Below are 21,375 nucleotides of genomic sequence, written 5' to 3' on the forward strand. Positions count from 1 at the left end.
CCATGCATATTGTTTATTCGCATAACGTCCTCGCAATCTCGCTTTTTGCGCTTGCGGCTGAGATTCCAGTAATTTGCTCCAGCGTCAGCCTTCCCTTTGTTTTGCTCGGCATCATCATGACCTGGCCGGTACTGCGCTCCAGGCCCACATACTTCGGGTAGAGGTGCGGGTCGTTTAGAAGTTCAGGGCGCTCAGTTGCCAGACGTGCGGCGGTGCGCAGGTCGGCTTCGCTGGCCATGATGCAAAACACACAGCTGAACCGGGACATGCCCAGGCTGTAGATGATGTGCGGCTGCTGACCGGCGGCGGCGATGCGGTCGAATACCTGGCGCTCACTCCAGCCGTGGATTGGGAGCCATTCGAACCATTCCCGGCCCGCGTGCAGCACCTTGCCGGACTTCTTCGACGCGCGAGCGCGTATCGATTTTCCTGTGGGCTTACCCTTCGAGTTCTCGTACGGCACCCACTGGAACGGCACTAGCTTGGCGCGCTTTGAACTTTCCTCCGCCCGCATGCCCATGCAGTTGACTATCAGGCCGCCGAACTGGGGGTTGTCGTTCAGGATCGCCCGAATGGTGCGCTCGATCGGGCCGCGTTTCAGGTCGCTGGTGCACTGGCGCTGCTGCGGCGACGGGAACATGCCGCGCTCTTCGATCATTTCCAGTAGCGTTCGGCGCGAGCGGCAGATGTGCAGCGGCTCACCGGCCGTGGTTGCACGGATATGAGCAACGGCGCCGGCCCACTCGACTGCGCCCAGGTCGGCATGTACGATAACGCGCTGCGCCGCCGGCACCAAGCCGCGCAGCAGCAGGTACATGGCCTGACTGTCTTTGCCGCCAGAGTGGTTGATGACGAACAGGGCGCCGCGCGCGATCAGGTCAATGATTTGCTCGGGTACCTGCGCGATGCCGGCAACTAATAATTCGGATTGGTCCATCGTCAATCCTCCATCGCACGCTTGATGCTAGCGGCGTCGAGACCAGCAGCCTTGCAGCCCAGGCGAGTCGCATAGAAATAGGTCATTCCGTTGGCGGCACGGCCAGCCGTGGCCAGGCCGGCGGCAACCAGGCGCTGCATGGCCTCGTGCTGCTGGCCGCTGCCGGCGGCAAAGTAGTTGCGCCATCCCCACTTGGACTTCGGATATTGCTGCACGGCGCCGAGCATGTGCTGCAGCTTGGCGAAGTCGCCGGGCATGATCGCGTCGCAGACGGCCGCCAGCGCGCAGGCGGCGCATTTGCCGTGCTGGGCCAGCTGCTTGGCGGTGCTGGCCTTGCCACAGGTGCAGACCTTGCGGATCAGCGAATAGGCGGGCGCGGCCTGGTTCGCAAAGTGGTGGCGGGTAATCTGGGCTGGGTTGACGATCATGGTAAGATTCCATTTTGATAAGGACATTGCTCATGCGCGAAAAGAGATCCATCGACACCAAGGACGGCTGGGAAATCTTCAGCACTTGCGAAGAGGACAACCCTCTGGACTGGCGGCCGGGTAACCCAATCCGATTCAAAGCTTTCGGGTTTGCCGAATACACAGAAAAATCTGGCGTTAAAGATGAGTTTTCCTGCACGTCTCGGCAGAATTTCCCGGAAGCTGGCGTGCACCACGTGTTTACTTACGAAGATGGTCACGAAGACGTACGCAAAGAGTTGCGGAAAGCAATAAAACGTTTGAAGTCGATGTGATTTCATGCCACCCTCGCAATTTCTCGCTCATGCGCGAAGTTGGCGCCTTTCCGCGTGCGAGCCGCTTCGAGTTCGCCGCGGTGCTCATCCGCATGCTCCTTGCGCGTCAGCGCCTGGAGATTGGCCGGCGCGTCGTTCAAGCTGTCACGGTCGCGATGGTGGATAACCAAGCCGCGCGGCACTGGGCCATGCTCCGCCTCCCATACCAGTACCGCCCGCTTGCGCCACACGTTCGGCTCAGCCGTTTTTACCCAGGCGCGATCGAGCACGGTATGCGTTTCGCGGCGCACGCGCACGGCGCCGACAGGTAGTCGGTTGTGCGCATCCATGCCGGGCTTGAATTCCGTGGCCGGCGAGAGCCGCTGGCCAGGCTGAATTTCTGTTGCAGGCGCCGAGTGTTGACCTGGCTTGAACTGCGTGGTCGGCGAGTAGCTTCTCCCGGCTATGAAGCGGCCGGCTTCGGTTCGAGTAGCCGCTATCACAATTCACCTCCCGCGCCAGCCTGCGACGCCGCAATAGCGATCGCCACGGGCTGCACCCATATCGGCATGGCGCTGAGTACGAATGTCTCGCCGGCGGCGGCCAGCAGCAACGTGGTGCCCATCACTTCGCCTATGGCCTGCGCGGCCAGCTTCGGGACGGCATTGCCGATGCGCTCGCGATGCGCGCTATCGTTGGTGCCATCGAGCAGCGGGAACGCGCTGGCGCCAGTGCGGCGCTTGTGCTCGTCAATCTCACGCTGAATTTTCGGATCGGTTGACCAGTGCTCGTCCGGATCGATCAGCGATTGCAGCGCCCCGAGTTCCAGCGTGGTAAATGGCCGGTGCCATGTGCCGTCGAGCGCGCGGATCAGCGCGACTGTTTTCTGGTTCAGAGCCGGCAGCTGCGGCGCTTCGTCAATGCGCGGGTCCGCGATGCTCCAGCGGCCGTTGTCGTAGCCGGCCGAAGCGCTGACGGCGCCGCTCTGGCCATCCCACGGCAGCACGCCGTAGTGGCCGCCGGTCAAGAACGCATCACCCTTCTGGCGATTGATTGCGCGCGGATCTGCGACGCAAAATGCGCCTTGGCCGGTGGTACTGCCGGCGATCACGGTGCCGGCCGCCTCATCGAACGGCGTGACCAGGTACTTGCCCGCGCCTTCAAAGCCCGTGCTCGATCGTGGATCGGCCACAGCGTAGGCGCCTTGGTCGTCGCCACCGATCACGGTACCGGTACGCTTATCCCATGGGGTGACCGCGTACTTGCTGAATATGGGGCCGCTTGGTGGGCGCGGGTCAGCGACAGAGAAGCCACCTTGTATTGGCGAGCGCTGGCCCGTTATCGTGCCGGTGGGCTTATCCCATTGCCGCACACCCAGCTGTCCATAATCGCCATCGTTGATATATCGAGGGTCGGCCACACACTGGCCGGTGCTATGCGCACTCGAAACCACCTTTGCAGGGTCGGTCCACGGGTTGATGCGGCATTCGTTGCTGTGCTTGTCCGGGCCGAAGTGGCGAGGATCAGCAACGGAAAAGGATCCCGTAGCCGGGCGGCTGTTGCCGGTTACAGTTCCTGTGGGCACGCCCCAGTCACGGACACCCAGCACGCCATTGTGCATGTCCGGCACGATCAGGTAGTCACTTAAGTGACCGTTCTCGACCGCCAGCTTATTCAGGCTGCGCCAGTCGCTGCCGGCTTCGACGAACGCCAGCCGCACCCAAGTTTTCCATTGCAGGCGCGGGATGCGGTGCATCGGGCCGCCAGCAGCATCGCCAGGGAACGGCATGCGGCCAAGCACGTCGCCGACGGCGCGCAAGCGCTTCCGCTCTGGCTCATAGAGGAATGGCGGCACTTTTTCCATGTGGCGCGCCACGAGCAAGAAGCGCTTGCGGCTTTGCGCCAGGCCACCCAGCTCGCCGCAATCGTGCGTCGTCTCGGCCACGGCGTAGCCGAACTGCTGCAGCAGCTGGTTGATCTGGTCGAGCAGGTGCCGGCCGCGCGTGGCCAGGCGTGGTACGTTCTCGAACACGATCAGGTCGACCGGGTTGTCGGCCCAGGCCTCGCACATCAGCCAGATGCAACGCAGCGTCAGTTCGTTCAGGGCCTGGTATTTGGCCGTCTTGCTCAGCGTCTCGCTCAGCAGGCCGCTGGCGCCCTTGCATGGGGAGCTGATGAAAACGATGTTCGGCGATTCATTGCCGGCCGCGCGGCGGATATCGACGGCGGTGGCCTCGCGCCAACCTGATGGCGGCTCTTTACCGTGAAAGGCCGTGTATTGCGCGCGCGTGAACAGATCCATGACGGTGCCGGGGCGGCCAGGGCCGGCACGGTCGAAGTCGCGGATCGCCGCAGGATCATTGTCGATGCCGCCGATGCAGCGCAGCGTCGCGGCCATATTGCCGACCTGTGGCTGCGCTGCATTAAAGCCTTGCTTCCCGCCGCCAAGGCCGCAGCAAAAATGAAAGTGGCGGAATTCTTTGGCGATGGTAATGAGGTCGCGCTTCATGGGCGCACCTCTGCAGCTGGTGCGCCGAACATGGCGGCGACGAGTGGATCACGGCCGTGCTCGCCGCGCGGCCAGTTGCTGCTGCGATTACGGTAGAGGTCGAATTCAGCCTGATCATCCAGATCGGGCATGCCGTACAGGGCGCGAACGTGCGCAGCTGCCGGCTCGATCAACACGAGTTGGCCGGCCGTGACCAGCTTGGCCAGGCGTTTGCGCACGGTCTCGCGGTGGAGCGTCAGGTCCAGGGCAATATCGCCGATGGTTGCGGCGCCACAGCGCTTGACCATGGCCAGGATATCGGCGGCGCGGTCGGCGTTGGCGGAATTGCGGATAGATGCTACGCCAGCAGGCGGGCGCGTGCGATTGTCAGCTTGGCCATTCACAACGCCACCTCCGCCAGGACTGAGTCGCGCCACTTCACTTGCTGGATTGGCGTGCCGCTGGCATGCGCCTTACCGGTGTCCATCACGTAGGCATGCTCCCTGCCCTTCTCCGTCGGCACCCAGTGCCCGGCGATGTTCTCTTGCAGGCCAGCCTGCACCAGCAGCTGGTTGAACGACTTGCCGCTCTTGACAAAGCGGCTTCCCAGCTCCGTCGGCGTGTAGTAAATCTCTTGGCTGGGCGTGGCCAAGTGCGTGCGCTCCATCAGCTGCAGCATGTTCACGCCGGTCAGCGCGGCCGTGCCCTGGTTCGCGCTGATAGCCGCAGCGTTCTTGTCGAGCCCGATCAGGCGCGCAATGCCGAAGATCGCACGGAATTCCTTGGCGGGCGAGACTGCGCTGCGTGCGGGCGCGGCGGCCGGCGCCTGGCCGGTGGCAACGCCGTCAAAGGTACGGATGACTTCCAGGTGGAACTTGGGGCTGATCCACATGGCGTAGGCGTAGACCAGTTCCTTGCAAACGTATGTGCCGCCCGTCCGGCCCTCGGATTTAACTACAGGAATTCCCGTAGTTTCCAATTCTGCAACAAGCTCCTTGGTTTGCTGATTAATCAGCCACGCGGATGGCTCGTGACGGCGTTCGCCGCCGGCCGCTTGGTGCAGGTCGTTCAAGCGAAAACGGCCTGCCTGATCTGTTGCAATGGCCGTATTCGCAATGCTGATGCTTTTCTGTTGTACAATTTGGCTCATAAATTCTCTCAAAGATTTATAGCGTTTCAAGGAAGCCCGCCTGCAAGCGGGCTTTTTTATTGGCTGGCGCGCTGCTCTTCGAGCATTGCTTCGTAGTGCTGACGCGTCCGGACGTGGCCGGGATCAACAGGCAACGCGCCATCGTGCGGCTCTTGCTGGGCGTGACCGCCCTGCTCGCCCAGCGCCGCGCTTGCGCCGGGCGCCGGCTGCGTGGTCGACCAGGTCAAGCCGCCACCTCGGCGCGCGCGATGCGCTTGAGCTCGCGGATCGACACGTCGAACACCTCGTGCATGCGGATCAGCAACGAGGCGCCAATCGGCAGGCGGCCGTGGCGAATCTTCGAGATCACTGGCGGCGCCACTTCCAGCGCGCGGGCCAGCGCTGCATCGTTCTTCGGGCCCTTGGCCAGCAGCATGTCGAGCAATTCGTTGTTGCCGTGGGCGTCGTCCAGCGAGCGATACGGCGATGTGGCTGTTGTTTGCGTCATGTCATATTCCTAATTGATGGTGATTAAAGTGGCCGATTCCGGCCGTGCAATGCTGTAGCTGTCGGGTGCGGGTTCGTTATGGTGGCTCGCGCCGCGGCACCTCGTATTTCTTCGCCACCCTGTCGGTGGCATCGCGCCATTTCTGGCGCGCTTCCTTGTGCGCAGCCTTCGCCGCGCTCTCGCCCTCCCCGTCCTTGGCGCCCTGCAGGTCTTTCTCGGCCTGGCGGTAAATCATCGAACGCTGGAATACCAGCTCCTTTTCCTCGGCTGTCACCTCGGCTGGTTTATTCAATAGCTGCCTCCATGCCGTTAAACCCGCATCCGCACGACGCGAGGGACCAGGCCGAAGCTGGGGCGGTGCGCCTGGAGTGGGCCCAGCTTTTCCCGTGATTTGGGTCTAGCCCCGTTCGAAAACGGCGGCGTATCATTGCGTTTCGGCCTGGCGTCCAGGTGATTGCGGATGATCACGATCGTGCATTCGTTCAGCACGTCGCTGACGGTCTTGCGCATCGCCGTGCATGCGGCTTGCAAGGCATCCTTGTTGTCGTCAGTGATGTAGCCCTTGACGAGCGCGGTACGTTTTTGCTTCTGTTTCATGGTTTTCTCCTGGTGGTCGGTGTTACAGGGTTTGGGTACAGCGAAAATGCAGGGTGATGCTTGGTGCTGTTTTACGGTGGGCGCTCGCTTGCTGGCGATGCGCACTCCTCGAGCGGCGCGCCGCGAAGCAGCTGGCGCGGATCGAGAAGCGGGATAACTGCGCAGCCGTCTAGTGGGCACAGTGGGAAAATGTGAATGCGGTGGATCATGGCTTGGCGCCGACGTCAATGACGATGTCGGCGCTCGCAGGCAGGGCGTCGAAGGCGCCGTTGATGATGGCGGGATGGCGATCTTCATGGCTTGGATCGGGCGCGAGGTTGGTATCGCGGCGCAAGGCGGCAGCCTCCGCCTGTCGAAAGAAGATTTCTGGGTGGGCTAGCTGAACTTTCGGAGGCACGCCGCGCACGGTCCAATTCTGCACTCGCTGAACGCCGCCCTGCTTATCGTAGCCGAGTCGTTCAGCCAGTTTTGTGGCGCCGCCGAGTGATTCGATAAGTGCTTTGTGGTCTGACATCGCTGGTTACCTGGTTGGTAGATTTAGCGACATTAAACACTATGTTTATAAACAAGTCAAACATTCTTAACCATCTTGTGTAACACAAAATGTTTAGTTAACGTGAAAATAGCGGATGCACAATCAAATGACACGACTTTATGAGGCGGCCAAACTCCTAAAGGGGATTGAAGGGCAGTCCGACGTCGCGCGCGCCATGAACGCGTCACCCCAGACCATTAATAATTGGGAAGCGCGCGGCATATCAAAATCTGGGATGTTAAAAGCTCAAGCAGTATTTGGTTGCTCCGCAACTTGGCTTGATACTGGTGCTGGCCAGATGATGCTGGCCGCGCCAGATGATCCGGGCATCCCAGGCTCGATGCGTGTTGAGCTACGCGACGATTCGTCCAGCGACTACTACAAAATCCCAAAGGTTCAACTACGACTGCAGGCTGGAATCAATGGCGTTCAGACCGAACCCGACAACTCCGACGGCGGCATGGTGAGCATTCCTCGCGACTGGGCCGACCGCGAGGGCTACCACCCTACTCAGCTGTTGGCCACCAAAGTACGCGGTGAAAGTATGGAACCTGCTCTGTATGAGAACGACGTGATTGTCATTAACTTGAGTGACAAAAAACCGCTCGATGGCGAGGTCTACGCCATCAACTACGAAGGTGAGGCTATCGTTAAGCGCATGTCGCGTGATGCTGGCGAGTGGTGGTTGATGTCGGATAATGCCGACCAACGCAAGTATCATCGCAAGCTTTGTCGTGGTGCCGAGTGTATTATTATTGGTCGCGTGATCCGGCGCGAAGGCGGCCGGATATGAGGCGTGCCGCACTGGGAGTTGCAGCAGCCGCCCTCATTTTGTCCGCCGGCGGTGCTGGTGCGCAGCAAATCAAGGAACCAGCCGCTATTGCAAAATTTGTCGCGCCATTTAAGACCTACACTGGCCAGCCACTAATTGAACTATTGGCACAATACGGAATGCGTATTGAATGGATCGACACCACGCCGATTGATACAATGATCGCTACTGTTCGGCGCCCAGGCGACCAGAACGGTGACCTGGTGACAATACTATCTCTTACGGGAAAACCAAAGAAGATGCCTTGCAATCTGGATAGATGGATGCGGCAGGGCTACGCTGGTGGACATGCTGAGGATATGGCTGAGATTATGTATCGAAATGGTCGGTTTTTGATTAATGCTTCCGATCTAAACCCGGTTTTGTATTGGGCTGCGACAGGCAAGTGTTCGACGCAATACTCACTGTAACTGCCCGACCTGTTGAACATCACAGCCGCTATAGTAGAAGCCAAGGGCATTCGTCTGGCCGTTGTCCTCGCTCCGTTGATTGAAGTCCACCCTACTCCTAATCTAAGCCTCCTCCGTCGCGCGCAGAATCTTTTCCCCACCCTTCCAATCATGCTCATGTCGCCTCGCGTGGGCGGCTTCTCGCACAGCTACGCTACTTTCAAGCTCGACGAAATCGTCAAGCACGTCAATGCCAATGAGATTGGGTGGCGTAGCTTTACTCCCGCGCTAACGCTGCCGCCTGACGGCACCCCTCCGTTCTAGGCAAACACCAACACCATCCCAGCCCGCAATACGCGGGCTTTTTTTCGCCTAAAAATTCATCAAGTGTAAGTTTTTTCTGAAATATTAAACAAAATGTTTGACTGAGAAGATAAACATGGTGTTTAATGACGTCATTGAACAGCAACCACCGGAGCAAATGATGATCAGGAAAAGTAAGCAGAACTGGGCAATAGGAGCAACGGTCAAAGTAGGCTTCTTGAGCGGCTTGCTGGTAGTCGCCGCGGTACCGACTCCAGGTGATTCTGCGCCTGATGCATACGTCCTCTCCCGAAATAACCAGTTCTATTCCTTCGTGCCTCACAACGGCCTTGCAAAGATCGACCCGATAGAAGCCATCGAAATGATTGATTCCGCGAAGGTGCACGCTGAGCGCGCAACAAACGCGGCGATCGAAAAAGCGGCCGCCTCGGCGCGCCATATCGAAGTCATCAACAAGCTGATGTTTGCTTAAAGGAACAGGTCATGTCACGCGCCGAACTAGCAGCACTTGAAGCAGCCCTGATCGCCGCCGGCGAACAGATCCCGGTCGTGCACGTTGCAGCGACGCGCCGTTAATCACTTTTCACAGGAATACGTCATGCACGCCGACACCATCGCCAAAACTCGCACCTTCCGCAGCGCAGAAGCCTGCAGCGACTTTGCGCTCGAACGCGCCTTCGCCCGGTGGGTGGCAGCTCTTGAAATTGCGCTGGGTTTCAAGCTCGATGCGTCAGCACTGGAACTCGCCGACGAACTGTTCGCCTCGGACTGGTCTGTCGAAGACGCGGTCGGTGAATTCTCGAAGGCGGTCTGAATGAGCGCCCGCGACCACGACACCGCCAAGCTGCAAGCCGAGTTGGCCCAGCACCTGGCTGCTGCCACAGCGCCAGCCCCGCGCTTTCACTTCGACGTGACTATTCGCTTCACGGACGGCACGTACCGCAACAAGGTCCGCGCCCGCAACAAAAGTGTGGCGCATGCCATGGCCCTGACGGATGCACGCATGGCCTCGCCCTGCAGCACCTTCTACGGCAAAGAGGTCGGCCACCTGGTCGAGCTGGCCAAACAAGATCAGCGGTCGCCCGCGCCGTAGTTCAAGGCGGGACAGGCCGGCGGGCCGGATAAATGCCCTGTGGGATCAGCATGCCCCGATTGATCTTCGTGAGGATCGGGCGCCCGGGGAAGCCCGGCGCCACAACCAACCTTGAAGGAAATACAGCATGTCGAATTTCAAAGAAAACCAAAAAGTGAACGTCAAGGGCACCAAAACCGACCCGGCGGCGCGCCCCGGCAAGTTCATGAAGACGCATCCGGGCGTACGCGGCGACTTCCTGGAAGTGCTGCTGGACGGCTCGACGCAAAGCCAGCGCTTCCGCCCTTCGCAGGTGTCGGCAGCCTGATTTACCGGTGCGGCCTGGCGCAGGCCGCCACCCCTGCCCTGCGCCAGGCGAGCGCAGGAACCACACTATCAGCGGTTGGGCGGCTCCATGTAGCCGCAGCCGCATGGGGCGTAACGCAGAGGCGCAATACCAAGCCTGTGAAGCGTGAGCAGCCGCTGACAGTGTGGTGAATGCGCAGGCTGATGCGCTGCCCTACGCGGGGCGTTTCTCAACCGGTACCCAGCCCGGAGAGACCATGCAGGCGAAAGCCGATTGGAACACTCAAGCCGGAGTCACGACCCGCACCGGCCGCGCTTCCTGGCGTACGCAGGATTGAAAGCCCCGGAGTGGCTCAGGGCCGGACAGCAAGGGCCGGAACTGGTCGAGTTCGATTCTCGGCAGGGGCGCCACCGAACAACGAAATTAAAATGGGAGCAGCAGAATGTTGACCAATGGACATGCTTGGGCCGGGTATGCGGATCCAGACACATACGTGCCGTGCTATCCGTTGCACGTTGGCTCGAAGCGCGGTTTTGAAATCGGTAGCGGCGTTGGGGTCTGGGATGCAAGCGGCAGGTGGGTGGCCACCTTCCGCAACGCAGAGGACGGCCAGCGTTTCGTTGACGATGGTGTCAAGCGCGCGCAGGAAATGAAGATTGCGCAGAAGCGAGCTTACGACAATTCGAAAATCGACACCGGCGATGATGACCGCACGCTGTGCCGCGTGTGCCTCAAGTACTTTTCGAGCATGGGCATTGGTCAGCATACGAAAGCAAAGCACCAGATGAAGCTGGGGAAAATGCTTGATCTGCGCGTGCCTACGGAGCGCGAGTATCGCAACTTCCTCGCAGCCAAGGCCGGGAGCGCAGCATGAGCTACATCATCACCATTCGCACCGCCAGCACGGTGCACAGCTTCGCCGCGATCGGCAACCTGGCCGCGCTGATCGATGCCGCCTACGACGGCGGCGCCCTGGGCGTCACGGCAATGGTGCGGCCATGATCGCCCTCTTCCACCGCCTCCTGGCCGCCCACCGCCACTACCAGGCGCAGCACCAGCACCACATGAACAAGATGCGCCTGGCCGGCGTGCGCCGCGAGCTGGCCGGCCTCGAAGAAATGCGCAAGGAACTGATCACCGCGCAGATCGAAGCGCTGATCGACTTGGACACATCCGCCGCGCGCGTGAAGCAGCTGGGTCGCGCCCACCGGGAGGCGCAGTGGACGTCGTAAGCCAAGCAGTGATGGACGTGGCCGGCCAGGCCATGCGCAACTGGCATGCCGGCCACGCCATCGTCTACGCCGTCCGCCTGGCGCTGTTGAAGGCAGAAATCATAAAACTCACAAGGAAAAAGTCATGAACGCAGTTACGCAAGAAAGCAGCGCCGCGATGCAGGTTTCGCAAAATGAGCAAGCCGAACTGCCAGTCGTGGCCACCAGCAGCGCTGCTCTGATCCTCGACAGCGCAAGCATGGACAGCATGATGCGCCTAGCCGACATCATGGCCAAAGGCCGCGCCACCATCCCAGAGCACCTGCGCGGCAGCCCGGCCGACTGCGCCGCCGTCATCATGCAGGCCATCCAGTGGCGCATGAATCCCTTCGCGGTGGCGCAGAAAACGCACTTGGTCAACGGCGCTCTGGGCTACGAGGCACAGCTGGTCAATGCCGTGATCCAGTCGAGCGGTGTTACACGGGATCGCTTCAACTATGAGTGGTATGGCCCGTGGGAAAAAATCATCGGCAAGACGCGCGTCTGCAATGCGCCGGCCAAGGGCAAGCCTGGCGAGAACGGTTACAAAAAGGAGTACCAGTACCGCGTGCCGGACTACGACCTCAAGGACGAGGATGGCTTGGGCGTGCGCATCTGGGCAACGTTACGCGGCGAGGCTGAGCCGCGCGTTCTGGAACTGCTATTGGTGCAGGCCAGCGTACGCAATTCCCCGCTGTGGGCGACCGACCCGAAGCAGCAGCTGGCGTACCTGGCTGTGAAGCGCTGGACCCGCCTTTACTCCCCCGACGTCATCCTGGGTGTCTATACGCCCGACGAACTGGACGAAGGCAACCGTGAGGCGCGCGATATTACGCCGGATACCGGAGGCATGCGCGCACCAGCGCCAGCCCAGGCATCCCAAGCATTGATCGACGCTGCCGAAGCTGCCGCAGGCAAAGGTGTAGCAGCCTATCAAAAATTCTGGACTGAAACCGGCGTGCCAAATCGAAAAGCCCTGGCTGCCGATCATGAAAGCCTGAAAGCAAAAGCAAAAGCTGTGGCTGCAGATCAAAGTCGTACGGTTGATGCGGCGCCGGCGTCCAGTGCAACGCCTCCCCCGCTCTCGCCTGAAATGGAAGAGTTGGCTGCCGATCTTGGCGCAGTCGCTGACGAGGGTCTGGAAGCATTTGTTGGCGCTTGGGATCGACTCTCCAAGACCACGCAGGACAAGCTGGCCGGCGCCTACCCGGCAATGAAGGCACGGGCAGAAGCTGTCGAGGTGGCCAAATGATCATCCTTACCTGCGAGCAGGGAAGCCCCGAATGGCATGCCGCCCGGGCTGGGGTCATCACCGCCAGCATGTTCGTAGTGGCGCGCGCCAAGCTGAAATCGGGTGCGAACAAAGGCCAGCCCACCTCGGCAGCCAATGATTACGCCTTCCGCCTGGCCATCGAGCGCATCAGCGGCATGCCGCTCGACGAAGGATTCGAAACCTATGCCATGCGACGCGGCCACGACCTTGAGCCAGCCGCACGCCATGAGCACGAAGTGCAAAGCGGTCACGTTGTCGAGCGCGCTGGCTTTGTCCTTACCGAGGATCGATTGTTCGGCGCTAGCGCGGACGGCCTGATTGGCAACGATGGCGGCAGCGAATACAAGTGCCTTATCTCGCCAGAACGCCTCCGCGACGTTCTGATAAATGGCGATTTCAGCGAGTTCATGGACCAGGTGCAGGGCTGCATGTGGATCACGGGCCGCCGCTGGTGGGATTTCTGCCTGTACTGCCCTGCTCTGGCTCCAGTCGGCAAAGAACTGTGGTTCCGCCGCGTCGAGCGCGACGACGCCTACATCGACGCAATGGTGCTCGACCTGGTCGATTTTGAAAAACTGGTTACTGAAAACGAAACAATTTTACGAATGAAGGAGGCAGCATGATCACCGAAACCACCCAGGCCGCGCCGGCCGCCACCGCCCTCACCCTGCCGCAGCGCGCGGCCGTCGCGCTGGGCGCCGTGGACTACGAGGCAAAAATCAAGGAGCAGGTTGCGGCCTCGACCGACATCACCGCCGTCATCGATCCCGCCGGCCGCGAGCAGGCACACCGCATCGGAATGAACCTGCTGAAACTGCGCACCGGCATCAAGGCCGTCGGCGAGGCCGCACGCAAAGACGCGACCGACTTCAGCAAGGCGGTAATTGCCAAGGAAAAAGACCTGATTGCGCTGATCACGCCAGAAGAAAATCGCGTGTTCGAGCTGCGCGACGCCTACGACACCAAGGTTGAGGCCGAGAAGCAAGCTGCGATTGCGAAGGAGCGCGAGCGCATTGCCGCGATCCAGGCTGATATCGCGGCAATCCATGATGCGCCGCTGGAACTGGTGGACAAGTCCGCTGCCGACATTCAGGCGGCTGAAGCTACCGTGGCAGCCATCGTCGTAGATAAGGAGCGCTTTGCCGAATTCGAGAAGGATGCTGCCAAGGTCGTTGCCGAAGTGAGCGCCAAGCTGGCCAGCCTGCACGCCGCAGCAGTGGCGAACGAAGAAGAAGCCGCCCGCATTGCCGCCGAGCGCGCCGAGTTGGCGCAACTGCGCGAAGCGGCTGCCGAGGCCCGGCGCATCGCCCAGGTGGAAGCTGACCGCATCGCTGCCCAGCGCCAGGCCGAAGACGACCGCCGTGCGGCGCTGGTCGCCGAGCAGGAAGCCGAGGCGCTGCGCCAACGCGAGGCCCAGGCCGCTGAATTGAAAAAGCAGGCAGACGCCCAAGCAGAGCAGAACCGGCTGGAGCAAGCGGAAATCGCACGCCAGCGCCAGGAACTGCTGGACATGCAAACCGCTGCAGCAGAAGCCGCACGGCTGGCCCAGGTCGACGCCGACCGCTTGGCCAATGAAGCTGTGCAAGCCGAGCAAGCCGCACAGCTCGCCGTGGCGCGCGCCGCCGAGCAAGCCGCACAGGTTGCCGCGCCTGCGCCCTCCGCTCCTATCGGCATCCACCGCGCGCCCGCCGCCATCGCGCCGGCCGTTAGCCGCCCAGCGCCAGCACCTGACCTGCTCGACGCCACTGCCGATGACCTCTACCCATCCGACAGCGACATCCTCGATGTGATGTTTGACCAGTTCGGGCTGACGGCGGCGGAGGCCATCGACCGCCTGGCCAAGTTCGACTTTGCCGCCGCGCGCGCCGGCCTGATCGCCGAAGCCGCATAAACACCGCCCCGCCCACCACCTGGAGAAACCAATGAATACAGCAGTCGCAGCACCACAAATCACCCTGCAAGCCATTCAGTCCTCGCAGATTGCCGCCATCGGCCACTGCCCGGCTACCGAAACCCTGGCCGTGCAGTTTTTCCGCAAGGGCGCGCCGGCGGACGTCTACCACTACGCCAACGTCACGGCCACCGAATATGCCGCCTTCGCTGGCGCCGAATCCATCGGCAAGCACTTCTACGCGCACATCAAGCCGCATGCCGACAAGCACCCGTACACGAACATGGGCACGCCGGCCGTCGAGCTGGCGCCGGTCAAGCTGAGCAAGGAACTGCTGGCCGGGCTGCTGACGGGCCGCGAATACGGTAAGGAAATGGTAAAGGAAGAAGAGCAGCAGGCCAAGGCGGCCGGCCTGATCGTGATCTTTGGTGCCAGCGACGACCTGATGGAGTTCCGTGGCTTCGTGGACGACGAGCGCGGCGCGCCGACCATCGCACTGCTCGACGCCAAGGGCTTGCTGCCATTCCGCGAGGATATCCAGCACGACGACGATGCACTCAAGGACTATTTCGCCCGTGCGCCGCAGGTGCGCGCCGTGGACGCCCTGTGGGACAAGGAAGACGGCTACAGCTGGACTTACCGCACCGAAGTGCCGCACGCCACCTTTGAAATCGTGGAAGACGGCGAGCCGTATTGCCGCGGCATCGTGATCGACGTGGCCGACCTGGGCGGCGCAGCATGACCACCCGCGCCGAACGCCAGGCTCAGGCGACAGCAAAGCTCCAGGCTGCTTGCGAAAAGTTCAACGCCGCGCACCAGGTCGGCGCCGCCGTCAGCGTCGAGCTGGACAGTGGCGAGATCCGCGAGACGGTCACCGTCAGCGAGGCGCAGGTGCTCAGCGGCCACACCGCAGTCATCTGGCTGGATGGCGTTAGCGGGTGCTATGACCTGGAACGCGTGACGGCTTTAAAGGCGGCGATAGCATGAGCGCCGTCTGCACCGAAGAGTGCTTCTTGCGCGACGTCGCCGAACATGCGATGACCGTGATCCGCGAAGACGGCGTGAACCGACATATCCGGTTCTCCAAACCAGGCACGAGCTGCATGCACTTCGACCTGATCACCTGGCCTGGCTACCTCTGCTACACCGGTGACATGGGCACCTATGTCTTTCAGCGGCTGACCGACATGTTTGAGTTTTTCCGCACAGGCCGGGAATACAAAAAACTCAAAGGCGCTAAATTGGCGGTCAACCTCGCGTACTGGGGCGAAAAGCTCCAGGCGACAGACCGCGACGGTTATCGCAAGTATTCGGCCGAGAAATTCAAGGCGAATGTCATGGACTGGGTTGAGCAACGGGGGCTGACCGGAAAGCTTGGGCACGGCCTACGTAATGAGCTTCAATCCGAAGTACTGGACCATGCAGACGATGGCGCCGACACGGCCTACCGCGCGGCAATGGACTTTGTCTGGAACGGGAAGCGCGTTTTCCCCGATTTTTACGAGGTAGACAGCGAGGATTACTCGCACCGCTTCCTCTGGTGCTGCTACGCGCTGGCCTGGGGCATCGAGCAATACGACGAGGTCAAGCAGTCGGCGGCCGAGGCGGGGCCAGCATGATGGCGCGCCGTGCCGCAGGAGCACCGCCATGACGAAACAGACCTATTTCCTCGTCCACGACGAGGCGCGGCGCCGAGCGGTCGAATTCGCCAAAACCGCACCGCCCGGCTGGATGGTCGTGTTTTCCGAGCCAAAGAAGAAGCGCGCCCAGGAAGAAAAGTACCACGCCATGATCGGCGAGATCGCCAAGCAGATCGAGCACATCGGGCGCAAGTGGGATGCGGACGACATGAAGCGGCTACTGGTGGACGAGTTTGCCGACGAAATGCGCCTGGCCGGCACGCCGCTGCACCACGACGGACGCGTGACGCCCAGCTTCGACGGGCGCCGCATCGTGCAGCTGGGCGTCCAGACCAGCGACTTCTACGTGAAGGAAGCCGCGCAGTTCATTGAATTTTTGTATGCCTTCGGTGCCGCGCGCGGCGTCGTGTTCTCAGAATAAGGAATCGTCATGTTTTTCAAGAATTTGCAGATTTACCGCTTGCCCGCCCCTTGGGCCATGACAGCCGCCGCGCTCGAGCAGGCGCTGGCGCCGCAACAGTTCACGCCCACCACCAGCATGGACCTGGTGCGCCAAGGCTGGGCCCCGCCGCGCGCCGCCGGCACGCCGCTCGTGCACGCCGTGGGCGGCCAGTTCCTGCTGCAGCTGAAAACCGAGAAAAAGCTGCTGCCGTCGACCGTGGTCAACCAGGTGGCCGCCGCCCGCGCGCTGGAAATGGAAGAAGCCCAGGGCTTCGCGCCCGGCAAGAAGGCCATGAAGGAACTGAAGGAGCGTGTCACCGACGAGCTGCTGCCGCGCGCCTTCGCCATTCTCAGCACCACGGCAGTGTGGATCGACCCGATCAACGGCTGGCTGGTGGTGGACGCGGCAAGTCCGGCCAAGGCGGACGAGGTGGTCAAGCTGCTGCTGAAATCCGTCGACAAGCTGCCGCTGGAAAGCCTGCGCGTGCGGCGCTCGCCGGTGGGCGCGATGACAGAATGGCTACAGGCGGACGAATCCCCTGCCGGCTTCACGGTCGACCAGGACGCGATCATGCGCGCCACAGGCGAAAGCAAGGCCCAGGTGGCATACAAGCGCCACACGCTGGAAGCGGACGATATCCGCCGCCACATCGCCGCCGGCAAGCAGTGCACGCGCCTGGCCATGACCTGGAGCGACAAGATCAGCTTCGTACTGGACGAGAGCCTGGCCATTAAATCGGTGAAGCCACTGGAGATCATCAAGGAAAGCGCCACGCGCAACGACGACGAGCGCTTCGACAGCGACTTCGCCCTGATGGCCGGCGAGCTGGCGAAGATGCTGACCGATCTGGTCGAGGCACTGGGTGGCGAAGCCGAGGTAGATGCGCGGCCGCAGGGCGCGGCCGTCGACGCGGCGCCGGCCAAAGGCCACGAACCAGTGCGCGAGCAACGCGTGGTGCTGGAGTTGAATGGCCAAGCGCCCGGTACCGTGCCGCCAGGTGACGGCAGCGCGAGCGATCCGCTGTACGAGCAGTCCGTCGAGCTGGTGCGCAGCCGGCAGCGCGCATCGATATCCCTGGTGCAGCGGTATTTGGGCATTGGCTACAACCGGGCTGCCCGGCTGATCGAGGCGATGGAAGCCGGCGGCGTGGTCAAGGGCACGCAGGGTATCTACACGGTCGCGGCCGTGGCGGGAGCTGCAGCATGAGCGGCGTGCGCACCCCTGGTCTGCTTTTCGTTGCCGAAACGGGCCAGGATGAAGGTAGCAGTCCAGAAACCGTGATCCGTGGAATGGACGGTCAGGCCGGCGTGGCGGTCGCCATCGACTTCGGCGCGAACAATCCGGGCATGCGCGAGGCCAATGCACATCGCCTGGTCGCCTGCTGGAATGCGCTCGACGGACTGTCCGACGATCATCTTGCCGGCGGCTGGAACGCGCGCGGCATGAGTGCCTACGCAAAGGGGCTGGAAGAAAAGCTGCGCGTGGCGCGCGACTTGCTCTTGGCGATCAAGAAGCTGGACGATGGCGGCGACATTACCGATCACGATGAGGGCACGCCTTGTACCTCGGAGAAATTCGATGAGGTGATGGTAAGCGTGCGCGAAGTCTTGAGAGGTGGCGCCACATGATCAACCGCCTCTACGCCGTCAGCGCCACAGTGACGGCCGTCATCATGGCAACCAGCGAGCGCGAAGCTGAAAACCGCTTTGGGTTGAGCTCTTGCGAGATCAAAGGTAGGAAATGGGAAGGGATGATTAAGGAGGACCGTCGCTGCCGTGCGTGTCGTCGTTTCCATGACCCTCATCGCTCTCAAGCATGTTAAGGAAGTCAGCTACATGCACTTTTTTAAAATACTTCGCATAGATGGGTTCGCAGTGTTCGATCGAGTGCCCATCAAGGCATGTTGCGAACGCGTCGGCCATGTCCTGCGACTCGAAAATGTAAACATAATTACCCACTTTTACCACGCTAAACCGTTCGTAATGAGTCATATACCCTCCATATTTCAAAATAAGCAATATACCAGATAAGGAAAGGAACTTGACAAAAATGCAGAATTTAATCCTTCCGGAGGTCCGATGAAAGAGCACCCCATCCTCATGAACTGCGCCATGGTGCGCGCCTTGCTCGACGGCAGCAAGACGCAGACGCGGCGCATTATGAAGCCGCAACCAGAGCCGACCCCGCATCGTCCAGGCGACTACCAGTGGCCTTGCAATGCGTTCCAGTCGATGGTGAGCGTTTCGGATACGCGTGCGCCTGGCGCCCACGGCATGGCCGGCGACGCGTGCCCACACGGCGGGCATGGTGACGGTCTGCGCGTGCGCGAAACGTTCTTCGCCTACGGCCGCTGGGTGACGCGCTACAGCAAGAAGAAGCGCCGTGACGAATGGCACTTTATCGACATGACCGTCGAATGCGACCGCGCATACCAGTACGACGCCGAATCCCCGGACGTGCCGCTGGCGGCCGGGCGCGGCGGCGCACTACCCGGCTGGTACAAGCGCCCCTCTATCTTCATGCCTCGCGCTGCCAGCCGCATCTTGCTGGCGATCGTGTCGGTGCGCGTCGAGCGCCTGCAGGACATCAGCGATGCCGACATTGTTGCCGAAGGCATCGATATGGAAGCGCTGGCGGAATCGCAGGAGCGCTACGACGCGATTGCCAAGGATGGCAACGCATCCGGCCGGGCTACGCTGCGCACGACCTGGCGCGATCTGTGGGAGTCGACCGGCGGCGAGTGGGAAACGAACCCGTGGTGCTGGGTAATTTCGTTTAAGCGGGTGACGCCGTGAGCGCAATGATCCTGCGCAGCGTGGCGGAAACACTGCCGCGATTCGCATATCGGTTCGCGAACGAGGTGGTCCTGCACGAGGGCATGGCGCAGGTGCTCACCGAAGCCGGAATCGAATTCCAGCGCGAGGTGGTAGCTGGGTCGAAGGATCGTTTCGACTTCCTTGTCGCGCCCGGCATCGTCATCGAGGCCAAGATTAAAGGCTCGCTATCGCAGGCGCTCACGCAAATCGCCCGATACGCCGCCCGGCCAGATGTCACGGCCGTGCTGCTGGTAACGACCAGGTTCTGGGGTACAGCTGGCGCCAAGGTCGAGCAACTGCACGGCAAGCCGGTGCGCATTATCAAACTGACAGGAGCATCGTTTTGACTTCGACATACGGAACCATCAACTATACCGAGCGTTTCTGGCTTATCCAGGGCGAACCGTTCGTGCGGGCGCGACTGAAGCGCGTTTTCCCGCGCGTGCCGCAGCATGCCGCCAAGCACATCTGCATTTCGGTGACGCCGGAGAATACGCGCGAACTGGCCTGGTTTATCGACCGGTACCCGATGGACGTCGATCGCCGCGACATCATGGATCGCCTGGCCGATCAGCATCGGGACAGCGAAACGCGGCTGGCGGACCTGATGGCTGGCCACGTGGCGCCCTTCGATATCAAGCTCGCTAAGCCGGCGCGCGAATACCAGGCCTTCGCCGCGCAGATGCTCGAGCTGAAAGGCGGCTTCCTGCTGGCGGACGACCTGGGCCTGGGCAAAACGGTTTCGGCCATCTGCGGCATGGTGCGCGCCGAGAATCTGCCCGTCGTGGTGGTCTGCCCGGCGCACTTGCCGCGCCAGTGGCGCGCCATGATCAAGGAGTTCGCGCCCGACCTGACCGTGCACATTCTCAAGAAAGGTTCGCCATACGACCTGATGCCGCGCTCGCGCTCGAAGCAGATTGAACTGATTCCGCCGCGCCTGCCGGACGTGATCATCACCTCGTATCACAAGCTGCGTGGCTGGGCAGAGACTTTGCACGGCGTGGCGAAATACGTGGTCTATGACGAGTGCCAGGCGCTGCGCAGTCCCGGCACCGCAATCTACCAGGCTGCCGCACACCTTGGCGCCGGTGCCGCGCGCCGCATGGGCCTGAGCGCAACACCGATCTATAACTATGGCCACGAGTTCTATCACGTGCTGAACGTGGTGGCGCCCGAGGCGCTGGGCGAGTACGACGAATTCGTGCGCGAGTGGTGCTCGACCGAAGTTGACGGCAAGGCCAGGCTGGCCAACGCCAAGGAATTCGGTGCCTACCTGCGCCGCGAAGGCATCATGCTGCGCCGTACGCGCGCAGATGTGGGCCGCGAGCTTCCCGACTTGTCGAAGATCGTGCACGAAGTAGACGCCGACGAGAAGGCGCTCGATGCCTTACAGAGCGACGCAGTCTCTCTGGCTAAGATCGTCCTGCGCCATAACGAGCAGTTCCGCGGTGAAAAGATGCAGGCCGCCGGCGAATTCGACGCGCTGATGCGCCAGGCCACTGGCATCGCCAAGGCGCCCTATGTTGCCGAGTTCGTCAAATTATTGCTCGACAGCGGCGAGCCGATTGTGCTGTTTGGCTGGCACCGTGCGGTCTATGGCATCTGGATGGAGGCGCTGGCCGACTTCAATCCGGTGCTGTACACCGGTAGCGAGTCGGCGAACCAAAAGGACGAGGCGGTCAGCGCTTTCCTGACTGGCAAGGCCCAGGTGCTGATCATGTCACTTCGATCCGGCGCTGGCGTCGACGGCCTGCAGGGCTATTGCAATACGGTTGTGTTCGGCGAACTGGACTGGTCGCCTGGCGTGCACGAGCAATGCATCGGGCGGGTGCACCGTGATGGCCAGGATGCGCCCTGCTCTGCTTACTTCCTGGTGTCGGACAGCGGCGCCGACCCGATCATGGCCGAAGTGCTGGGCGTGAAGCGTGAGCAGATCGAGTCGGTGCGCAATCCGGACTCGGCGCTTGCCGAACGGATCAACACTGGCGAGAACAACATTCAGCGACTGGCGCGGGAATTTTTGGCGCGGCGAGGTGAGGCTTTAACGCCAGTGGAAACGGTAGCCGCACTCCCAGGCGTGCCGGGAGCTGCGACATGACCGACAACGACGAAGTGCCCAACAGCGAGCGCAGCCCCGGCGCCGCACGGGTGGCGGCAGCCCTGATACTGATTTACGTGGCGGCGACCTTGGCGGGCGTCCTGGCCGCGACAACCTGAAAGGTGG

General features: G+C 61.6%; 35 protein-coding genes and 1 pseudogene. 25 read left to right on the forward strand and 11 right to left on the reverse strand.

What is annotated here, in order from left to right; genetic code table 11:
- Positions 1–13: 13 nt before the first annotated feature.
- Both D9M09_RS14800 and D9M09_RS14805 read right to left on the reverse strand, forming a co-directional pair.
- The gene (locus D9M09_RS14800) at positions 14–937 is read right to left on the reverse strand and encodes a phosphoadenosine phosphosulfate reductase family protein (RefSeq protein WP_121669728.1); all 924 of its coding nucleotides are present in this window, start codon (positions 935–937) and stop codon (positions 14–16) included.
- A 2-nt stretch (positions 938–939) separates the two neighbouring features.
- Complete coding sequence (locus D9M09_RS14805) at positions 940–1,365, reverse strand: hypothetical protein (protein ID WP_121669729.1); 426 nt, start codon at positions 1,363–1,365, stop codon at positions 940–942.
- Between the two features lie 32 nt (positions 1,366–1,397).
- Here D9M09_RS14805 and D9M09_RS14810 point away from each other — a divergent pair, with 32 nt between their 5' ends.
- Positions 1,398–1,679, forward strand: a complete 282-nt coding sequence (locus tag D9M09_RS14810; RefSeq protein ID WP_121669730.1) for a hypothetical protein — start codon at positions 1,398–1,400, stop codon at positions 1,677–1,679.
- 2 nt (positions 1,680–1,681) lie between these two features.
- Here D9M09_RS14810 and D9M09_RS14815 read toward each other — a convergent pair whose 3' ends face one another.
- The 9 genes from D9M09_RS14815 to D9M09_RS29370 all read right to left on the reverse strand — a co-directional run bounded on the left by D9M09_RS14815 (position 1,682) and on the right by D9M09_RS29370 (position 6,894).
- Positions 1,682–2,008, reverse strand: coding sequence for an HNH endonuclease signature motif containing protein (locus D9M09_RS14815; protein WP_121669731.1), 327 nt, complete (start codon positions 2,006–2,008; stop codon positions 1,682–1,684).
- Positions 2,009–2,157: 149 nt separating this feature from the next.
- On the reverse strand, positions 2,158–4,167 hold the full coding sequence (locus D9M09_RS14820; RefSeq protein WP_121669732.1) for a DNA cytosine methyltransferase: 2,010 nt from the start codon (positions 4,165–4,167) through the stop codon (positions 2,158–2,160).
- Positions 4,164–4,550 carry a hypothetical protein gene (locus D9M09_RS14825; RefSeq protein WP_121669733.1) on the reverse strand — a complete coding sequence of 129 codons (387 nt, stop codon included), beginning with the start codon at positions 4,548–4,550 and terminating at the stop codon, positions 4,164–4,166. Before D9M09_RS14825 ends, D9M09_RS14820 begins: the two co-directional genes overlap by 4 nt.
- Entirely contained in the window at positions 4,547–5,326 is a 780-nt protein-coding gene (locus tag D9M09_RS14830) for a KilA-N domain-containing protein (protein WP_240453380.1), read from the reverse strand. Before D9M09_RS14830 ends, D9M09_RS14825 begins: the two co-directional genes overlap by 4 nt.
- A gap of 26 nt (positions 5,327–5,352) precedes the next feature.
- Positions 5,353–5,523, reverse strand: a complete 171-nt coding sequence (locus D9M09_RS29040) for a hypothetical protein (protein ID WP_162995697.1) — start codon at positions 5,521–5,523, stop codon at positions 5,353–5,355.
- Positions 5,520–5,783: a helix-turn-helix domain-containing protein gene (locus tag D9M09_RS14835; protein WP_121669735.1), complete on the reverse strand. Its 264-nt coding sequence runs from the start codon at positions 5,781–5,783 to the stop codon at positions 5,520–5,522. The genes D9M09_RS29040 and D9M09_RS14835 overlap by 4 nt, the downstream gene beginning before the upstream one ends.
- A 76-nt stretch (positions 5,784–5,859) precedes the next feature.
- Positions 5,860–6,075, reverse strand: coding sequence for a hypothetical protein (locus tag D9M09_RS14840; protein ID WP_102293735.1), 216 nt, complete (start codon positions 6,073–6,075; stop codon positions 5,860–5,862).
- A gap of 17 nt (positions 6,076–6,092) precedes the next feature.
- Positions 6,093–6,380: a hypothetical protein gene (locus tag D9M09_RS14845; RefSeq protein WP_070313276.1), complete on the reverse strand. Its 288-nt coding sequence runs from the start codon at positions 6,378–6,380 to the stop codon at positions 6,093–6,095.
- 205 nt (positions 6,381–6,585) lie between these two features.
- Positions 6,586–6,894, reverse strand: coding sequence for a hypothetical protein (locus tag D9M09_RS29370; protein WP_121669736.1), 309 nt, complete (start codon positions 6,892–6,894; stop codon positions 6,586–6,588).
- A 115-nt stretch (positions 6,895–7,009) separates the two neighbouring features.
- On the opposite strand from D9M09_RS29370, the gene D9M09_RS14855 reads away from it, so the two are divergent.
- From D9M09_RS14855 to D9M09_RS29965, 24 genes and pseudogenes are all read left to right on the forward strand, one after another.
- The gene (locus tag D9M09_RS14855) at positions 7,010–7,708 is read left to right on the forward strand and encodes a LexA family transcriptional regulator (protein ID WP_240453381.1); all 699 of its coding nucleotides are present in this window, start codon (positions 7,010–7,012) and stop codon (positions 7,706–7,708) included.
- On the forward strand, positions 7,705–8,157 hold the full coding sequence (locus tag D9M09_RS14860; RefSeq protein ID WP_121669737.1) for a hypothetical protein: 453 nt from the start codon (positions 7,705–7,707) through the stop codon (positions 8,155–8,157). The genes D9M09_RS14855 and D9M09_RS14860 overlap by 4 nt, the downstream gene beginning before the upstream one ends.
- Before the next feature lie 418 nt (positions 8,158–8,575).
- The gene (locus D9M09_RS14870) at positions 8,576–8,932 is read left to right on the forward strand and encodes a hypothetical protein (protein WP_240453382.1); all 357 of its coding nucleotides are present in this window, start codon (positions 8,576–8,578) and stop codon (positions 8,930–8,932) included.
- Between the two features lie 126 nt (positions 8,933–9,058).
- A complete protein-coding gene (locus tag D9M09_RS14875) occupies positions 9,059–9,274 on the forward strand; it encodes a hypothetical protein (RefSeq protein WP_121669739.1) in 216 nt (71 codons plus the stop codon).
- Positions 9,275–9,553: a hypothetical protein gene (locus D9M09_RS14880; RefSeq protein ID WP_121669740.1), complete on the forward strand. Its 279-nt coding sequence runs from the start codon at positions 9,275–9,277 to the stop codon at positions 9,551–9,553. It abuts the gene before it with no gap.
- 127 nt (positions 9,554–9,680) lie between these two features.
- The gene (locus D9M09_RS14885) at positions 9,681–9,860 is read left to right on the forward strand and encodes a hypothetical protein (RefSeq protein ID WP_121669741.1); all 180 of its coding nucleotides are present in this window, start codon (positions 9,681–9,683) and stop codon (positions 9,858–9,860) included.
- A gap of 421 nt (positions 9,861–10,281) precedes the next feature.
- Positions 10,282–10,713, forward strand: a complete 432-nt coding sequence (locus tag D9M09_RS14890) for a hypothetical protein (RefSeq protein ID WP_162995698.1) — start codon at positions 10,282–10,284, stop codon at positions 10,711–10,713.
- On the forward strand, positions 10,710–10,841 hold the full coding sequence (locus D9M09_RS29955; RefSeq protein ID WP_276208636.1) for a hypothetical protein: 132 nt from the start codon (positions 10,710–10,712) through the stop codon (positions 10,839–10,841). Before D9M09_RS14890 ends, D9M09_RS29955 begins: the two co-directional genes overlap by 4 nt.
- Positions 10,838–11,071, forward strand: coding sequence for a hypothetical protein (locus tag D9M09_RS14895; RefSeq protein WP_121669743.1), 234 nt, complete (start codon positions 10,838–10,840; stop codon positions 11,069–11,071). Before D9M09_RS29955 ends, D9M09_RS14895 begins: the two co-directional genes overlap by 4 nt.
- A complete protein-coding gene (locus tag D9M09_RS29050; protein WP_162995699.1) occupies positions 11,059–11,199 on the forward strand; it encodes a hypothetical protein in 141 nt (46 codons plus the stop codon). Before D9M09_RS14895 ends, D9M09_RS29050 begins: the two co-directional genes overlap by 13 nt.
- Complete coding sequence (locus tag D9M09_RS29960) at positions 11,196–12,341, forward strand: RecT family recombinase (protein WP_121669744.1); 1,146 nt, start codon at positions 11,196–11,198, stop codon at positions 12,339–12,341. The genes D9M09_RS29050 and D9M09_RS29960 overlap by 4 nt, the downstream gene beginning before the upstream one ends.
- Positions 12,338–12,985 (forward strand): lambda exonuclease family protein, encoded by a 648-nt coding sequence (locus D9M09_RS14905; RefSeq protein ID WP_121669745.1) that lies wholly within the window; start codon positions 12,338–12,340, stop codon positions 12,983–12,985. The genes D9M09_RS29960 and D9M09_RS14905 overlap by 4 nt, the downstream gene beginning before the upstream one ends.
- Positions 12,982–14,253 (forward strand): hypothetical protein, encoded by a 1,272-nt coding sequence (locus tag D9M09_RS14910; RefSeq protein WP_121669746.1) that lies wholly within the window; start codon positions 12,982–12,984, stop codon positions 14,251–14,253. The genes D9M09_RS14905 and D9M09_RS14910 overlap by 4 nt, the downstream gene beginning before the upstream one ends.
- A 31-nt stretch (positions 14,254–14,284) precedes the next feature.
- Entirely contained in the window at positions 14,285–14,995 is a 711-nt protein-coding gene (locus tag D9M09_RS29375; protein WP_205602257.1) for a KTSC domain-containing protein, read from the forward strand.
- Entirely contained in the window at positions 14,992–15,240 is a 249-nt protein-coding gene (locus D9M09_RS14925; protein WP_121669747.1) for a hypothetical protein, read from the forward strand. Before D9M09_RS29375 ends, D9M09_RS14925 begins: the two co-directional genes overlap by 4 nt.
- Entirely contained in the window at positions 15,237–15,872 is a 636-nt protein-coding gene (locus tag D9M09_RS14930; RefSeq protein WP_121669748.1) for a hypothetical protein, read from the forward strand. Before D9M09_RS14925 ends, D9M09_RS14930 begins: the two co-directional genes overlap by 4 nt.
- Before the next feature lie 28 nt (positions 15,873–15,900).
- Positions 15,901–16,314 (forward strand): recombination protein NinB, encoded by a 414-nt coding sequence (locus tag D9M09_RS14935; RefSeq protein ID WP_121669749.1) that lies wholly within the window; start codon positions 15,901–15,903, stop codon positions 16,312–16,314.
- Between the two features lie 9 nt (positions 16,315–16,323).
- A pseudogene (locus tag D9M09_RS14940) lies at positions 16,324–17,214 on the forward strand (recombination-associated protein RdgC); the annotation flags it as partial.
- Positions 17,215–17,322: 108 nt separating this feature from the next.
- Entirely contained in the window at positions 17,323–17,541 is a 219-nt protein-coding gene (locus D9M09_RS29675; protein ID WP_276208774.1) for a DNA translocase FtsK, read from the forward strand.
- The gene (locus D9M09_RS14945) at positions 17,538–17,963 is read left to right on the forward strand and encodes a hypothetical protein (RefSeq protein WP_162995701.1); all 426 of its coding nucleotides are present in this window, start codon (positions 17,538–17,540) and stop codon (positions 17,961–17,963) included. Before D9M09_RS29675 ends, D9M09_RS14945 begins: the two co-directional genes overlap by 4 nt.
- A 450-nt stretch (positions 17,964–18,413) precedes the next feature.
- Positions 18,414–19,130: a hypothetical protein gene (locus tag D9M09_RS14955; protein ID WP_121669752.1), complete on the forward strand. Its 717-nt coding sequence runs from the start codon at positions 18,414–18,416 to the stop codon at positions 19,128–19,130.
- Positions 19,127–19,498 (forward strand): hypothetical protein, encoded by a 372-nt coding sequence (locus tag D9M09_RS14960; protein ID WP_162995702.1) that lies wholly within the window; start codon positions 19,127–19,129, stop codon positions 19,496–19,498. The genes D9M09_RS14955 and D9M09_RS14960 overlap by 4 nt, the downstream gene beginning before the upstream one ends.
- The gene (locus D9M09_RS14965) at positions 19,495–21,249 is read left to right on the forward strand and encodes a DEAD/DEAH box helicase (protein ID WP_121669754.1); all 1,755 of its coding nucleotides are present in this window, start codon (positions 19,495–19,497) and stop codon (positions 21,247–21,249) included. The genes D9M09_RS14960 and D9M09_RS14965 overlap by 4 nt, the downstream gene beginning before the upstream one ends.
- Complete coding sequence (locus D9M09_RS29965; RefSeq protein ID WP_257224801.1) at positions 21,246–21,368, forward strand: hypothetical protein; 123 nt, start codon at positions 21,246–21,248, stop codon at positions 21,366–21,368. Before D9M09_RS14965 ends, D9M09_RS29965 begins: the two co-directional genes overlap by 4 nt.
- The last annotated feature ends 7 nt before the right edge of the window (positions 21,369–21,375 follow it).

It is taken from the genome of Janthinobacterium agaricidamnosum (assembly GCF_003667705.1).
In the GTDB taxonomy this organism is placed as follows: domain Bacteria; phylum Pseudomonadota; class Gammaproteobacteria; order Burkholderiales; family Burkholderiaceae_D; genus Janthinobacterium.